Annotated in this window: 14 protein-coding genes; 1 reads left to right on the forward strand and 13 read right to left on the reverse strand. The window is 70.9% G+C overall.

Annotation, left to right across the window (positions count from 1 at the left end):
• The first annotated feature begins 352 nt into the window (after positions 1-352).
• The gene (locus ACIBO2_RS09640) at positions 353-1,048 is read left to right on the forward strand and encodes an alpha/beta fold hydrolase (RefSeq protein WP_358552615.1); all 696 of its coding nucleotides are present in this window, start codon (positions 353-355) and stop codon (positions 1,046-1,048) included.
• Here ACIBO2_RS09640 and ACIBO2_RS09645 read toward each other — a convergent pair whose 3' ends face one another.
• The 13 genes from ACIBO2_RS09645 to ACIBO2_RS09705 all read right to left on the reverse strand — a co-directional run bounded on the left by ACIBO2_RS09645 (position 1,049) and on the right by ACIBO2_RS09705 (position 15,117).
• The gene (locus ACIBO2_RS09645) at positions 1,049-2,197 is read right to left on the reverse strand and encodes an acetyl-CoA C-acetyltransferase (protein ID WP_358552613.1); all 1,149 of its coding nucleotides are present in this window, start codon (positions 2,195-2,197) and stop codon (positions 1,049-1,051) included. It abuts the gene before it with no gap.
• A gap of 99 nt (positions 2,198-2,296) precedes the next feature.
• Complete coding sequence (locus ACIBO2_RS09650) at positions 2,297-3,082, reverse strand: enoyl-CoA hydratase/isomerase family protein (protein ID WP_397296247.1); 786 nt, start codon at positions 3,080-3,082, stop codon at positions 2,297-2,299.
• Between the two features lie 113 nt (positions 3,083-3,195).
• Positions 3,196-3,948 (reverse strand): SDR family oxidoreductase, encoded by a 753-nt coding sequence (locus tag ACIBO2_RS09655; RefSeq protein WP_358552609.1) that lies wholly within the window; start codon positions 3,946-3,948, stop codon positions 3,196-3,198.
• A complete protein-coding gene (locus ACIBO2_RS09660; protein ID WP_358552607.1) occupies positions 3,945-4,715 on the reverse strand; it encodes an SDR family oxidoreductase in 771 nt (256 codons plus the stop codon). The genes ACIBO2_RS09655 and ACIBO2_RS09660 overlap by 4 nt, the downstream gene beginning before the upstream one ends.
• Positions 4,712-5,929: an acyl-CoA dehydrogenase family protein gene (locus ACIBO2_RS09665; protein ID WP_397296250.1), complete on the reverse strand. Its 1,218-nt coding sequence runs from the start codon at positions 5,927-5,929 to the stop codon at positions 4,712-4,714. Before ACIBO2_RS09665 ends, ACIBO2_RS09660 begins: the two co-directional genes overlap by 4 nt.
• Positions 5,930-6,895, reverse strand: coding sequence for a phosphotransferase family protein (locus tag ACIBO2_RS09670; protein ID WP_397296252.1), 966 nt, complete (start codon positions 6,893-6,895; stop codon positions 5,930-5,932).
• On the reverse strand, positions 6,892-8,094 hold the full coding sequence (locus ACIBO2_RS09675; RefSeq protein WP_358552601.1) for an acyl-CoA dehydrogenase family protein: 1,203 nt from the start codon (positions 8,092-8,094) through the stop codon (positions 6,892-6,894). The genes ACIBO2_RS09670 and ACIBO2_RS09675 overlap by 4 nt, the downstream gene beginning before the upstream one ends.
• A 21-nt stretch (positions 8,095-8,115) precedes the next feature.
• Entirely contained in the window at positions 8,116-9,261 is a 1,146-nt protein-coding gene (locus ACIBO2_RS09680; protein ID WP_358552599.1) for a thiolase family protein, read from the reverse strand.
• On the reverse strand, positions 9,258-9,647 hold the full coding sequence (locus ACIBO2_RS09685) for an OB-fold domain-containing protein (protein ID WP_358552670.1): 390 nt from the start codon (positions 9,645-9,647) through the stop codon (positions 9,258-9,260). The genes ACIBO2_RS09680 and ACIBO2_RS09685 overlap by 4 nt, the downstream gene beginning before the upstream one ends.
• Positions 9,648-9,659: 12 nt before the next feature.
• Positions 9,660-10,448 carry an enoyl-CoA hydratase/isomerase family protein gene (locus ACIBO2_RS09690; protein ID WP_358552597.1) on the reverse strand — a complete coding sequence of 263 codons (789 nt, stop codon included), beginning with the start codon at positions 10,446-10,448 and terminating at the stop codon, positions 9,660-9,662.
• Between the two features lie 85 nt (positions 10,449-10,533).
• On the reverse strand, positions 10,534-11,658 hold the full coding sequence (locus ACIBO2_RS09695) for an acyl-CoA dehydrogenase family protein (RefSeq protein WP_397296255.1): 1,125 nt from the start codon (positions 11,656-11,658) through the stop codon (positions 10,534-10,536).
• A complete protein-coding gene (locus ACIBO2_RS09700; protein WP_358552593.1) occupies positions 11,658-14,237 on the reverse strand; it encodes an ATP-binding cassette domain-containing protein in 2,580 nt (859 codons plus the stop codon). The genes ACIBO2_RS09695 and ACIBO2_RS09700 overlap by 1 nt, the downstream gene beginning before the upstream one ends.
• Before the next feature lie 10 nt (positions 14,238-14,247).
• Positions 14,248-15,117: a branched-chain amino acid ABC transporter permease gene (locus ACIBO2_RS09705; protein WP_397296257.1), complete on the reverse strand. Its 870-nt coding sequence runs from the start codon at positions 15,115-15,117 to the stop codon at positions 14,248-14,250.
• Between the last annotated feature and the right edge of the window lie 211 nt (positions 15,118-15,328).

Consider the following 15,328-nt stretch of genomic DNA (forward strand, 5'->3'; position numbering starts at 1 on the left):
GACTTGAACTCGGTTCTAGTTTCATTCCCCGTCATCTTACCCATCGAAGGTGCTCGCACGTCCCGGTTGTCGGTCAAGCGACCGGGACAGCCGCCATGCGCCTAGCGCTGACAAGGGTGGCCCGGCCGTTCGGCAGACCAGTCCATGGGCTGGGAGAGGCCGCCGCTCGTCGGGGTGACCGCACTGGCTGCCGTGCGGAAGCATCCTGCGGGCAGGAGCGGCAGGCTCACCGAGGACGACCCCCGTCGCACCTGGTAGACGCCACCGGGCACCGCGGCCTCAGGCACCGCCCTGTACGCCAGAGCTGAATTCAATTAGGGTTCGCTGGTAGTCATCCACGAGGAGGCCTCCCATGCCGTTCGTACTCATCCATGGCGCCGGCTTCGGCGCGAACTGCTGGGACGAGCTGATCCCCCATCTGACCGCCGAGGCGCTGGCCGTCGACCTTCCCGGCCGTGGCACGCGCGCCGGAGCCGACCTGCGCGCGGTCACCCTCGCCGACTGCGCCGAAGCCGTCCGCGAGGACGTCGAGGCGAAGGACCTGCGCGACGTCGTGCTGGTCGGTCACTCCTTCGCCGGGGTCACCGTGCCACGCGTGCTGGACCTCATGCCGGAGCGGATCCGGCACGTCGTTCTCGTGTCGGCCGTGGTGCCTCCCGACAGCTCACGGGTGCTCGACCAGATCGATCCGGGCGTACGGGACATGGTCGAGCAGTCCATCGCCGGTGGCGTCTACCACCAGACCCGCGAGGGGGCCGCCGCGATGCTGTGCGACGACATGGACGAGGCGACCACCACGGCGACCCTGGATCGGCTGATCGACGACTCGGCCGCGCTGCTGAGCGAGGTCGTGGACCTGAGCGGCTACCAGCGCGCGATCCCGCGCACGTACGTGCACCTCACCCGGGACCTGTGCTACGTCGAGGAGCTGCAGCAACGGTCCATCGCGCTGCTCGGCCCGGAGGTCGTCGACCTCGACACCGGGCACATGGCGATGATCAGCGCGCCGGAGAGGCTCGCCGCCATCCTCAACACCGTCCACGGCTGATCACATCCGTTCGATGATCGTGGCGTTGGCCATGCCGCCTCCCTCGCACATCGTCTGCAGGCCGTACCGTCCCCCGGTGCGCCGCAGCTGGTGCACCAGGGTGGTCATCAGCCGCGCCCCGGTGGCGCCCAGCGGGTGGCCGAGCGCGATCGCTCCCCCGAACGCGTTGGTCCGCTCGGGCGCCGCCCCGATCTCCTTGCGCCAGGCCAGCACCACCGACGCGAACGCCTCATTGATCTCGATCAGATCGATGTCGCCGATGGACAGACCAGAACGATCCAGGATCTTCTCGGTGGCCGGGATGGGCCCGGTGAGCATGTAGATCGGGTCCGAGCCGACGACGGCCATGCTGTGGACTCGGGCCAGCGGCGTGAGCCCGTGGCGGCGCACCGCCTCCTGCGAGGCGACGAGCAACGCGGCGGCGCCGTCCGAGATCTGGCTCGACACCGCGGCGGTCAGCCGACCGCCCTCGCTGAGGGTCCTGAGCCCCGCCATCTTCGCCAAGCCGGTGTCGGCCCGCGGACCCTCGTCGGCCGCCAGGCCGAACGCGGGCACGACCTCTTCGCCGAACACCCCGTCCGACCATGCCGCGACCGCGCGCCGATGGCTGTCCAGGGCGAACCGCTCCATGTCCAGCCGCGAAACGTCCCACTTTCGCGCGATCAGCTCGGCGCCGCGGAACTGCGACACCTCCTCCTCGCCGAAGCGAGCCCGCCAGCCCTCCCCGTCGTACGGCGCGCCCATGCCCTCACGCTCCCCCAGGACGGCCGGGCTTGAGATGGGCACCAGACTCATAACCTCGACGCCGCCGGCGACGACGAGGTCGGCGGTGCCGGACATGACGGCCTGGGCGGCGAAGTGGACGGCCTGCTGCGACGAGCCGCACTGCCGGTCGATGGTGGTGCCGGGCACGTGCTGGGGCAGCCCGGCGGCCAGCCATGACGTACGGGCGACGTTGCCCGTCTGCGCGCCGATCTGGCCGACGCAGCCGAAGAAGACGTCATCGACGGCCCCGGGGTCGATCCCGGTGCGGGCGATGAGCGAACGCAGCACGTGGGCGCCCAGGTCGGCGGGGTGAACCCCGCTCAGCGCCCCGTTGCGACGGCCGACAGGGGTACGGACGGCATCGACGATGAAGGCTTCAGCCACGGTGATCCACTCCGGTCGGTCGATAAGGGAGATAAGGGAAAGGTCTGGCGGCTCGGGTCACAAGCCGCGCAGCGCGGGTCACAAGCCGCGCTGCTCAGGTCACAAGCCGCGCTGCTCGGTGCCGCCCGGGAAGCGAGCGGGGCGCTTGCCCAGAAAGGCGGCCACGCCCTCCTCCCCTTCGGGGGAGGTCGCCGCCGAGGCGAGAGCGCGGGCCTCACGGTCCAGGTACGTGTCGAGGTCGCTGGACAGCGCGTCGGACACCAGCCGCCGAGTCGCGCCGAAGGCCCTAGTCGCCCCCCGCGCGAGCGTGGCGGCCACCCGCCGCGCTTCCGCCGGCAGCCGCTCGGCGCTCACCACGGTCGTCACGAGCCCCATGTCGGCCGCTTCCCGCGCGGCGATCCGGCGGTTGGTGAGCAGCAGTTCCAGCGCCCGCTTGGGACCGACCAGCCGGGGCAGCGACCAGGTCACACCGGCGTCGGGCGAGTAGCCGATACCGGTGTAGGCGAGCGTGAACGTCGCGTCGTCCGCCGCTATGGTGAGGTCCGCGGCGGCGGCCAGTCCGACTCCGGCGCCCGCGACCGCCCCCTGCACCTGCGCGACGAGCGGCGCGTCCATCGTGGCGAAGATCCGCAACGCTCCGTGCAGCGCGTCCGTCACCTCGATCAGGTGCTCCTCCAGCGCTCTCCCCCGCAGACCGGAGAATTCGCGCAGGTCGCCGCCGACGCAGAAGGATCGCCCCGCGCCGCGCAGCAGGACTGCCCGGACGTTCTCGCTCAGGCAGTCCTGGGCGGCGTCCCGCAGCTCGCGCGCCAGATCCAGAGAGATGGCGTTGCCCCGCTCGCCCCGGCACAGGACGATGTCCGCCACCCCGTCCAGGACCTCCACCGTGACACTCTTCTCACCGACACTCTTCTCACCAACGCTCTTCTCACCAACGCTCCTCTCACCAACGCTCCTCTCACCAACGCTCCTCTCACCAACGCTCCTCTCGCCGACGCTCATCTCGCCGTCCAGCCGCCGTCGACGACCAGGACCTGTCCGGTGCAGTACGACGAGGCGTCCGAGGCGAGGAAGAGCAGGGCGCCGTCGAGCTCGGCGGGATCCCCGCCACGGCCCAGCATCGTGTTCTTCTCGACCCACCGACTGGACCGGGCGTCGGCGAACAGCTCCTCGGTCATCTCGGATCGGAACCAGCCCGGCGCCAGCGCGTTGACCCGCACACCGGCCTGACCCCACTGGCCGGCCAGCTCACGGGTCAGTCCCACCAGCCCCGCTTTGGAGGCCGCGTAGCTCGCGCCGCCCATCGGGGCCGCCGACACCAGGCCCAGGATGGAGGCGACGTTCACGATGCTGCGGCCGGTGCCGGACGTCGCGGCCATGAGGCGGGCCAGATGGAACGGAGCGACCAGGTTCACGGCGAGAACGTCAGCGAAGTCCTGTGAGCTCTCGTCCTCGGCGCGGGTGCCGCCCGCGACGCCGGCGTTGTTGATCAGGACGTCGAAACGGCCGGTCTCCGCCACGGCGGTCGCGACCAGCCGTTCGCGATCGTCCTCACGGCTGACGTCACAGGCCACCGGGTGGATACGGGAATCACCGGCCGCCAGCTCCGCCAGCCGGTCGGCCCGCCTGGCCGCCGCGAACACGGTCGCCCCGGAGGCGGCCAGGACCGCCGCGAAGCGGGCCCCGAGTCCGGAGGAGGCCCCGGTGACCACAGCCGTCCGCCCGCTCAGGGAGAACAGGTGCTCGATCACTCGTCGACCCCGATCGGCAGGGCCAGCGCGCCGCCGTCGATGACGAGAGTCTGGCCGGTGATCCAGGACGAGGCGTCCGAGGCCAGGAACAGCGCCGCGCTCGCCACGTCCTCGGGTGTGCCCAGCCGCCGCAGCGGCAGCTTCGCGGTGAGGATGGGCTCGCGCGCCTCCCAGACGGCCCGCGCCAGCTCGGTCTTGATCAGTCCCGGCGCGATGGCGTTGACGCGCGCCTTGGGGCCGAGCTCGTAGGCCAGCTGCCGGGTCATATGGATCATGGCGGCCTTGGTGGCGTTGTAGTAGCCGATGTGCGGGTCGACGATCAGCCCGCCCACCGACGCGATGTTGATGACGGCGCCGCCGTGCTCGGCCATCGAGGCGTTCCAGACGCAACGGGTCCAGGCGATCATCCCGTACTGGTTGACCCGCACCGTCTTCTCCGCGCGAGGCAGGTCGAGGTCGAGCAGGTCGCCGTGGTAGGGGTTGGTGGCGGCGTTGTTGACCAGGACGTCCACCCGGCCGAAGCGCTCCATCGTCTCGTCGATGCAGCGCTGTGCCTGCTCCGGCTCCCCGGCATTGGCCACGACCGTGTGCACACCCCCGCCCGCCTCGGTGCGCAGCAACTCGGCACGTGCGCCGGCCAGCCCCTCCGCCTTGCGCGCGGCGATGACCACGTGCGCTCCCGCGGCCCGGTAGGCGTGCGCGATGGCCAGCCCGATGCCGCGGGACCCACCGGTGATCACCGCTGTCCGGCCGTCGAGCACGTTCATGCCGCCCCCTTGTTTCGGTACTTGGCCAGTTCCTGGCGGGCGACGGTACGCAGGTGGACCTCGTCGGGCCCGTCGGCGATGCGCAGCGCCCTGGTGATCGCGAACAACCGGGCCAGAACGGTGTCGTCGCTGACCCCGGCCGCGCCGAACGCCTGGACGGCCCGGTCCACCACCCGGTGCGCCGTCTCCAGAGCCGCCACCTTGATAGCCGCGACCTCCATGCGGGCCGCGGAGTTGCCGACGGTGTCCATCAGCCACGCGGACTTGAGCACCAGCAGCCGCACCTGTTCGACCTCGATGCGGCTGCGCCCGATCCATTCCCGTACGACGCCCTGGTCGGCCAGCGGGCCGCCGAACGCCTCGCGGTCGAGCACGCGACGGCACATGAGCGCGAGGGCGCGTTCGGCGAACCCGACCGCGCGCATGGCGTAGTGCATCCGCCCTGGTCCGAGCCGCCCTTGGGCGAGCGCGAAGCCGTCGCCCTCGCCGCCGAGCAGGTTGGCGGCGGGTACGCGTACGTCCTCGAAGAGCACGTCGCCGTGCCCGAGCCGGTCGGTGTAGCCGAACATGGGCAGGTCCCGCAGCACCGTGATGCCGGGGGTGTCCCGGGGGACGAGCAACATGCTCTGGCGCCGGTACGGGTCGGCGTCCGGGTCGGTCACCCCCATGAGGATGATCAGCTTGCAGTCCGAGTCGAGGATGCCGGAGGTGTACCACTTGTGGCCGTTGACCAGGTAGCTGTCGCCGTCGCGGGTGATCCTGGTGCGCAGGTTCCGGGGGTCGGAGCTGGCCACGTCGGGCTCGGTCATGGCGAAGCACGAGCGTATCTCGGCCGCCAGCAGCGGGCGCAGCCACCGCTCCTGCTGCTCGGGGGTGCCGAACAGGGCCAGCAGCTCCATGTTCCCGGTGTCCGGGGCGGAGCAGTTGAACACCTCCGGCCCGAAGACGCACCCGCCGGCCAGTTCGGCGAGCGGCGCGTACTCCAGGTTCGTCAGGTTGGCGCCCCAGTCGCCGTGGGACATGAACAGGTTCCACAGGCCCTCGGCGCGCGCCTTCTCCTTGAGTTCGAGCATCACGGGGGGCAGGGCGTGCGGGTCGCCGGCGGTGGCGAGTTGCCGGTCGTAGACGGGTTCGGCGGGGTAGACGTGCTGCTCCATGAAGGACCGCATCCGGGTCTGGAGCTCGCGTGCGCGGGGCGAGTCGGCGAAATCCACTTATGTCCCTAGAAAGTCGTGCGCTGTGCGGATCATGGCGGCGATGGTCGGCGGCAGGCGTTCCTGGTCGGGGTCGTGGATCCGGCCCTCGCGGTGCCGCCGCAGGTTGTGGCCCATGATCGCGGCCATCTTCATCCGGCCGAGCGCGCGGAACCAGTCGAAGCGGGGCAGCGGCGCGGCGCCCGCGAGGTAGGCGTCCAGCAGCTCCGCCTCGGTGGGCAACCCGGGCAGTTCCCTGCCCAGCGCGGGGAAGTTGCGGTGGTCGGCGAACAGCAGGAACCAGGCCAGGTCCGTACGCGGGTCGCCGACGCTCCAGATCTCCCAGTCGACCACGGCCGCCGCCTCCCGCGCCCGGTACAGGACGTTGCCGAGCCGGAAGTCGCCGTGCACCAGGACCGGCGGCAGATCGGCGGGCACGTCCTGGGCGAGCCGGTGGAGCAGGTCGTCGGATCCGGGGCGCAGCTCGGCGGGAACGGCGCGCATCGTGCGGCTCCACTGGCCGAGCTCGGCGACCGCGTCGCGAGGCGGTGGCGCGTCCAGCGTCAGGGAGGCGACGTCGAGATCGTGCAGCCGCCGCAGGACACGGGCGGCTTCCAGCATGCGGGCGCGGGCCAGCTCCGGAGTGAGATCGTGCTCGTCGAGCACCGGTTCCGCGGCCTCACCGGCGACGAACTCCATCGCGAACCAGGCCGGTTGCCGCTCGTCGATCGCCACCACCTCCGGGACGGGCACCGCCGTGCCGGCCAGCGCCTGGAGCACCCGGGCCTGGCGGAGCATGTCGTTGCGGCCCACCGGCCGTTCGGCGGGCGGCACCGCCTTGACGACGTGCTTGCGCTCCCCCACCGTGACCACGTACGTGAGTCCGGAGTGGCCGCCGGCGAGCGTCTCCAGCGGGCCCACCCGCTGCCCGGGGAACGCGCCGGCGACCCGGTCGGCCAGGTCTGGCGAAGCGAGGTCGGCGGTCATCCCACGGGCTCCTTGGGCAGGCCGAGCACCCGCTCGGACAGGATGGTGCGCTGGATCTCGTCGGTTCCGCCGGCGATGCTGTAGCCGGGCGCGCCCAGCAGGTGTTCGGTCCAGGCGAAGGTGCCCCACTCTCCGGTGTCGGCGACCAGGCGCGGCCCGAGGAGCTGCAGGACCAGGTCGCTGGTGCGGCGCATGGTCTCGGTGGCGTAGAGCTTGCCCACCGACGCCTCGGCTCCCGGTTCGCGGCCGGAGACCAGCGCCGCGGTCACGCGCAGGCCGATGAGGCGCTGGACGAGCGTGCGTACGTACAGGTCGGCCGCGAGGTTCCGCTCGTGGCCGGTGAGTGGCCGCGGCAGGTGCCGGGCCAGCTCGACGGCGCGGTCGGCGTTGTCCAGGCCGAGGGCGCCGGAGTCGAGCCGTTCGGCGGCCAGCACTGTCAGGGTGACCCGCCATCCCTCGCCGACGGGGCCCAGCCGATCGGTGTCGGGGATGACGACGCCGTCGAGGTAGACCTCGTTGAAGCTGATCCCGCCGGTCATCTGCCGGATGGGGCGAATGGTGACGCCCGGGGCGTCCATCGGAACCATGAACACCGTGATGCCCGCGTGTTTGCGCACGTCCGGGTCGGTACGGCAGACGGCCACGCCCCAGGACGCGACCGTCGCCCCCGAGGTCCACACCTTGTGCCCGTCGAGCACCCAGTTGTCGCCGTCGCGAACCGCCCGCGTACGGACGGCGGCCAGATCGGACCCGGCCTCGGTCTCGGAGAACAGCTGGCAGGCCAGCTCGTCAGCGCGCAGCATCGGCCTGATCCAGCGTTCCCGCTGCTCCGGCGTGCCCCAGATCCGGACGGCCGGGGCCACCAGCTGCTGGGTGACCGGGAAGATCTCGGTGCGGCGCGGGACGTCGAAGGCGGCCTCCTCCTGCCGGTAGAGCTGCTCGTAGAACACGGGCAGTCCGCGTCCGCCGAACTCCGCCGGCCAGCTCAGCGCGCCCCAGCCCGCCTCGAACCGGGTCACCTCCCAGGCCCGGATCCGTTCGGTGTGCTCGCGCTCCTCCTGTTCGGACCAGTTCTCGAAGACCGCGACCGAGTCGTCACCGGTGCCCCAGGCACCGTTCGCCTGCCGCGGCCGGGCGACCGACGCGAGCCAGTCGCGTGCCTCTGCCCTGAACTTCTCAGGTGCCGGACTATCGCTCATCAGTTCCTCTATCGGGGTCCTCTATCGGGACAGCACCGTGCAGGCGCTTACGCCCGGGGCGCCGTACACGTGGGTGAATCCGACTCTCGGCCGGCCGGGCACCTGCCGCTCTCCGGCCTGTCCGCGCAGTTGCCGGACCACCTCGCAGACCTGGCGCAGACCCGACGCGCCGATGGGCTCACCGTTGGCGATGCAGCCGCCGTCGGTGTTGACCGGCAACGAGCCGCCGATCTCGGTGGCGCGCGAGGCGATCAGCTTCTCCTGCTCACCGTCCTCGCAGAACCCGCACTCGGCCATGTGCATCACCTCGGCACCGCTCTCGGTGTCCTGCAGCTGGCACACATCGACGTCGCCGGGAGCGACCCCGGCCGCTTCGAACGCCGCCGCCGCGGCGTCCCTGGTCACGCTGCTCAGCTCGCCGCCGGCGAGCCACGGGCTGAAGACCTCGAACGAGCCGAAGCGACGAGACCGCACGACCGCCGATCGCAGGGTGACCGGGACGCTCGTCAGTTTCCCGGCCACCGAGGCGCTGCACAACACCAACGCGGCCGCGCCTTCTCCCGGGGAGCAGAACATGTAGCGGGTCAGCGGGTCACTGACCATGCCAGAGGCGAGGATCTCGTCGGCGGTCATCGGCGTGCGCCGCCAGGCGTTGGGGTTGCGGGCGCCGTTGCGGTAGGCCTTCTCCGCGACCAGCGCGAGCGTACGGGAGCTGATCCCGTGCTCGTGCATGTAGCGGCGGATCTTCATGCCGAAGAACTGGGTGGTGACCATCAGCCCGTCGCGCCCGTAGGCCTCGTCCAGCCCCCAGTCGGCCGGCATCGGGTCGAAGGCGCCCCGTGGGTGCTTGTCGAACCCGACGGCCAGCACCACGTCGGCCATACCGCCGCGGATGGCGTTCACCGCCGACACCAGGGCGCTGCCGCCCGTCGCGCAGCCGTTCTTGACGTTGACGAACGGCAAGCCGGTCAGACCTAGCTGGGCCACCAAGGTGTCGGCCAGCCCGGCGGCGTCGCTGCCGCCGAACGCCGCTCCCACCCGTGACCAGGCGATCCCGGCGTCGGCGAGCGCGGCGTTCACCGCGTGCACGGCATGCTCGCGGCCGGTCGTGTGCTCGGTGCGCCCGAAGGGCGACATGCCGGCACCGGCGATCAGGACGTCCGTCATCGGGCGCCTTCGATCGGGACAGCGCCCGGCGCTCCAGCGGCGGGCTCGATCCGGACGGCGCGCGGCACTCCGGTGGCGGGCTCGATCCGCAGCGGCATGCCGATCCGGATCGAGTCGAGGTCGCCGACGTCGAGCACCGCCGCGACGCGGACACCCTCCGGCAGCTCCACATACCCCACGGCGAAAGGCCGGAAGCCCTGTGGCGGCGGCGCGTACGGGGGAGATTTCGGGGCGAACCGCTGAACCGTCCACGTCCATAGCTCCCCCACCGAGGACAGCGTCACCTCGGACGTCGCCCGCCCGCACCGCGGACAGGCGCCGTCGGCCGGGTAGACCGTCACCGCGCACTCACCGCACCGCGAGCCCCGCAGACCGGCCTGCGCCATCGTCGACACCGGTCAGCGACCCTTCCACTTCGGCTCGCGCTTCTCCAGGAACGCGGCCACGCCCTCGGCGGCGTCCTCGGAGTTGAGCGTCACGCCGACGGCCAGGTGCTCCATCACCATCAGCGACTGGATGTCGGCCTCCAGGCTGCGGTCGATGGTCATCTTGGTGATCCGCATCTGGAAGGGGCTCTTGTCGGTCAGGTGGCTGATGAACTCATCGACCGTGGCATCGAGCTCCTCCGCTGGCGCCGACTTGTTGATCAGGTCGAAGTCGGCCGCCTCGACACCGGTCAACAGCTTGCCGGTGAGCATCAGCTCCTTGGTCTTGCGGATGCCGATCATGCGAGGCACCCGGTAGATCGGCCCCGCGCCGCCGAACAGGCCTCGGCGGATGTGGAAGTCCCCGATCTTGGCATCGTCCGCGGCGATGGCGAAGTCACAGGAGATCATCAGCTCGAACCCGCCGGCCGTGACATGACCCTCCAGCACCGCCACCGAGGGGGTGCTCATCGAGTACAGCCGGTCGCAGACCTTCGCCGAGATGACCGCCACGTCCATGGCCGTGCTGCTGCCGATGTAGTCGGCCTGCAACTCGTCGAGATCGAAGCCCGAGCAGAACGTGCCGCCCCGGCCGCGCAGCACCAGGACGCGCAGTTCGGGGTCGGCGTCGACCTCGGTGATGATCTCGTCGAGCCGCTTGAGTATCGGCAGGGTTACACAGTTCTTCTTCCACGGGCGATTGAGCCAGACTCTCGCGACGTTGCCATCGCGCTCGAACTGGATCTCTTCCTCTACCGTCAACGTTCCTCCTTGAACTGAATTCAGTACAGTTCTATGGGCCGACTGCTGCCCTGTCAATAGCGGGCATTGTGCGAAATATCGCCTGTCAGAGCCCGTTCAGGCCGAGCAGACCGCCCAGTCGCGCCCGGTGGTCACCGGCCGTGCCGAACAACACTTCCGCCGCTCGGGCGCGGCGTAGATATAGGTGGGCGGGGTGCTCCCAGGTGAACCCGATCCCGCCGTGCAGTTGCACGTATTCGGCCGTCGCCCGGCTGTACACGCCGGAGCAGACCACCTTCGCCGTACTGGCCGCCACCGGCAGATCCGGCGACGAGGCGGTGACGCACGCCACCGCGTAGACCGCGGCCGACCGTGCCGCCTCGATCTCGACCAGCAGGTCGGCCAGCCGATGCTTGATCGCCTGGAACGAGCCGATCTGCCGGCCGAACTGACGGCGCTGCAGCACGTACGACACGCTCGCGTCGAGCGCGTGCGCGCTCCCGCCGACCTGCTCGGCGGCCAGCGCGGCCCGTCCGATGTCGAGCACCCGCCCGGTGGTCGCGGCGGTGTTCCCCGGCTGCCCGATCGGTATGAGCGGAGTGTCCGCGAAGGTGATCAGGGCCTGGGGCCGGGCACCGTCCAGAACCGTCCGGGCCGTCCGGGTGACGCCTTCCCCACCAGGCTCGCACGCGAAGAGACCGGCTCCATCAGCGGTCCGCGCCGCGACGATGATCAGGTCGGCCCCGCAGCCGTCGAGCACGAAGTCGGCCGTCCCGCTGCCGGTCCACCCGCCCTTCCCCGGCGTGGCTCGTATCCCGCCGCCGTCGTCGTCGAAGCCCGCGACCGTCGCGGTGAGGGTGCCCGCGGCGATGCCGGGAAGGTAGCGGGCGCAGGCTTCGCGATCTCCGCTGAGCAACAGGGCGTAGGTAGCGAGCACGGTGGTGGAGAGCAAGGGGGCGCTCAGCAGCGCCCGCCCCGCCTCCTCGAAGACCACCGCGAGCTCCGCGAACGAGAAGCCCGACCCGCCGTACTCCTCCGGTATCGCCAGGCCCTGGACGCCGAGCTCCGTGGCCATCCGCGCCCACAGTGCCGCGTCGTGTGCGCGGCCGGTCGCCAGGTGCTCGCGTACGCCTTCCGACGCGGCGGCCTCGGTGAAGAAGTCGCGCAGGACCTCCCGTAGCTGCTTGCGTTCATCGGTGTCGCCGAGCAGCGCCGGATCGACGTCGAGCATCAGGCCTCCAGTTCGTTCACATCGCTTAGCTTGAGCTCACTTAGCTTGAGCTCACTTAGCTTGAGCAAGGTCGCGGCCTCCCCACCGAAGTAGGCCAGCTCCGCGGTCTCGGCGAACGAGGGGTCCGACGCGTCTCCGCGCGCGGCCACCCGGCCCTCGTGCAGCACCACCACCTCATGACAGGAGGTGAGCGCCCTGCTGAGCAGTTGCTCCAGGAGCACGATCGTCATCCCCTCGCGGGCAAGCTGGTTGATCCGGGCGTAGACCTCGTCGACCAGGGCCGGCGCCAGCCCCAGCGCGGGCTCGTCGAGGATCAGCACGTCCGGCCGGGCCATGAGGGCCCGTGCGATGGCCAGGATCTGCTGCTCTCCTCCGCTCAGCCCGGCCGCGGCCACCGACAGGCGGCCGCGCAGCCGCTCCGGCAGCCACGTGGCGGTCTCGTCGAGGCGGGTGCGCAGGGCCGATCCATGGACGCCTGCGGCGTAACCGGCCACTTCGAGGTTCTCCCGCAACGACAAGGTCTTGAAGAGGGCACGACCTTCGGGGACCAGGCTGCCGCGAACCGGGCGCGCACCAGGCTCGCCGATCCGCACCTGCCCCGACGACGGGCGCAGCGAGCCGTGAATGATCTTGCCGAGGGTGCTCTTGCCCGCGCCGTTCGCCCCGACGATGCCGATGACCGCGCCCTTGCCGATGTCGAGGTGGACGTCGTGCAGGGCGGAGACACCACCGTAGTGGTGGCTGACGTCGCGCAGGGCGATGGCGACGCTCTCGTCGGCGCGGGCCGGCAACTCGGCGCGCGTGGCGGTCAGGCCGAGGTACGACGAGCGCACTTTCGGGTCCGCCAGAATGGCGCCCGGCTCGCCGGAACCGATCGGCTTGCCGAAGTCGAAGGCGACCACCCGGTCGGCGACGGCGAAGAGGTCGTCCAGAACGTGATCGATGATCACGACGGCGGCGCCCCGCGCCCGCAGGCGGACGATCTGCTGGGCGGCCAGTTGCCGCTCTGTGGCGTCCAGGCCGCCGAACGGTTCGTCCAGGATCAGCAGCTTCGGCTCCTCGGCGATCGCCCGGGCCAGGTCCAGGCGCTTCTGCAGCCCGAACGGCAGTTCGGCCGGGTAACGGTCGGCCACGTCGGCCAGTCCGGTGCGGGCGAGCAGCTCATCGGCCCGGGCGCGGTCCGCCGTGCCGACCCAGCGCTTGGTGCACAGCACGTTCTCCGCGACCGTGAGCTCCGAGAAGGTCTCCGCGTGCTGGAAGGTGCGGGCGATTCCCAGCCTGCGCCGTGCGGTGGCCCTCGTCCCCATCAGGTTCGCACCCGCGTAGTCGACCGCGCCGCTGATCCGCGCGCCGCCGATGAGCCCAGAGACGGCGTTGAGCAGCGTGGTCTTGCCGGCGCCGTTCGGGCCGATGATGGCAAGCACCTCGCCGGGCCGTACGTCGAGCGACGCGCTCTCAAGGGCGTTGAGACCGCCGAATCGCACGGACAGGCCATCGACGACCAGCAACGGCGCCACGTCGTCCGCGGCCGGCCGGTCCCTGGCCGGGGTGGCGGGAGCGCCGTCCCCGCTGTCGGCGGCCGTCGCGCTGACGTGGTGCTCGCCGTCGGGAAGGCCGGGGCCTCGCCTGCCCAGCGCCCTTCGTACCAGCGAGCCCAGGAACGGGACCACTCCACCGGGGAGGAAGATCAGCGCGGCGATCAGCAGCACGCCCTGCACCACCGGCTGCGGCACCGACACGGCGTCGGCCACCGTCGGAACCCATACCAGGTAGACCCCGCCCACCACAGCGCCGAACACCGAGCCGACGCCGCCGAGCACGCAGGCCGCGATGATGGTGACACCGAAGTTCAGCGAGAACGTATCAGGGCTGACGAAGCCGGTGATCAAGCCCAGCAGCACGCCGGCCAGGCCGGTGAACGCCGCGCTGACCGCGAACGACAGAGCGGTCTGCGCCTCCGGCACGATGCCCACGGAACGGGCGACCAGCGGGTGTGCCTTCGCGGCGACCAGTCGCATGCGCAGCGCGGTCGACCTGGCGAGGACCGCGACCGCGAACACCACGCCCGCCACGAGGACCGCGAGATGCTGGGCCTCGCTGCCGCCACTCGGGACCGCGCCGAACACACCGTCAAGCGGGGCCACCGCCACGCCCTGGTCGCCGCCGGTCACGCTGGTCCACCGGTTGATCACCTCAAGGGACACCAGGCTGAACGCCAACGTCAGCAGGGCGATGTAGAGCACCGAGAACCTGGCGCCGGCGTACCCGAGGAAGGCGCCCATCAGCGCGCACGACCCGATCGCCCCCACGATCACCCACTCCAGCGGCCACTGATGCGCACCGCCGTACGCCGCGAAGTAGGCGCCCACCGCGACGAACGCGGGATGACCCACGGACCACACCCCCGACCAGCCGGCCAGCAGGCCGACCGAGAGGACGACGATCGCGTAGACCGCGGCGAGCCCGACCGAATAGGCCTGATAGGCCGGTATCGCCCCGGACTGCATCAGCGCGACGAGGGCCAGCCCGGCGACCGGCCCGAGCGCGGCCCGCAAGAGATTCGAGCGGGTGAATACCATGTGCTGCTCCTCAGACCCGCTGGAAGGTGCGTGTGCCGAACAGGCCCTGCGGGCGGATCAGCAACACGAGGACGGTGAAGGAGAACACGAAGGTGTCGCGGAAGCTGGCCGAGACGTAGCTGGCCGCGAGGTTCTCCAGTACCCCGACGGTCAGACCTCCGATGACGGCTCCGTACATGCTCGTGAGCCCGCCGAGGAAGATCCCGGCGAACGCGCGGAACAGTGGCGCGGCCAGCACCGTGGGCACCAGCCCCGACCTGGGCGCGTAGAGGCAGGCGGCGAGGGCGGCCAGAGCGAGGCCGAGTGCCCAGGCGATCCGCGCGACGCGTTGCGCGCTGATGCCGATGAGCTGGGCGATGTCGGCGGACTCGGCGACGGCCCGCATCGCCGACCCCAGTGTGGTGCGCCCGAACAGGAAGGCGACGGCCGCCATCGCCACCGCCGCGATGCCGATGGTCACCAGGCTCTGCGCCGGCAGCGCCGCGTCACCCCATCGAACGGTGCCGTCCACCAGGCTGGGAAAGGTCTTCGGCTGGGTGCCCCAGATCGAGTCCACCACGCTCTCGACGATGAGCGAGACACCCATCGTCACCACGAGCGCGGAGAACAACTGCCCCTGACCCAGCGGCCGGATCACCACCTCCCGGACGACCACCCCGGCCAGCGCGGTCACGGCGACCGCGGCGAGCACGCACAGGAGCATCGCGACGCCACTGTCACGGAAGGTGATCGCCGCGTAGAGTCCCAGCGTGGCCAGGGCGGCGAGGGCGAAGTTCACCACGTCCGTCGCCCGGTAGATGATCACCAGGCCGAGGCCCATCAACCCGTAGATCGCGCCGCTGGCGACGCCGCTTACCAGGACGAGCAGGAATTGATCCATTCCGACCGTCACTCTCTCGCAGGGCGGCTCACGCGCTCCGCGCCCTGTAACCCAAAATGAACTCAGTTCGAGAACTTTAGACGACGAGCCGCCGTCCAGCAAGCCTCTCGGCAGGCTTCGATACTGAACCAACTTCAGTTTGCTACTGTGTCGCCATGCTGGTGCCGACCATGACAAAAGCCGAGGTCCGCCTCCCTGCGCATCGGACGAC

This window comes from Nonomuraea sp. NPDC050022, from assembly GCF_044460705.1.
In the GTDB taxonomy this organism is placed as follows: domain Bacteria; phylum Actinomycetota; class Actinomycetes; order Streptosporangiales; family Streptosporangiaceae; genus Nonomuraea.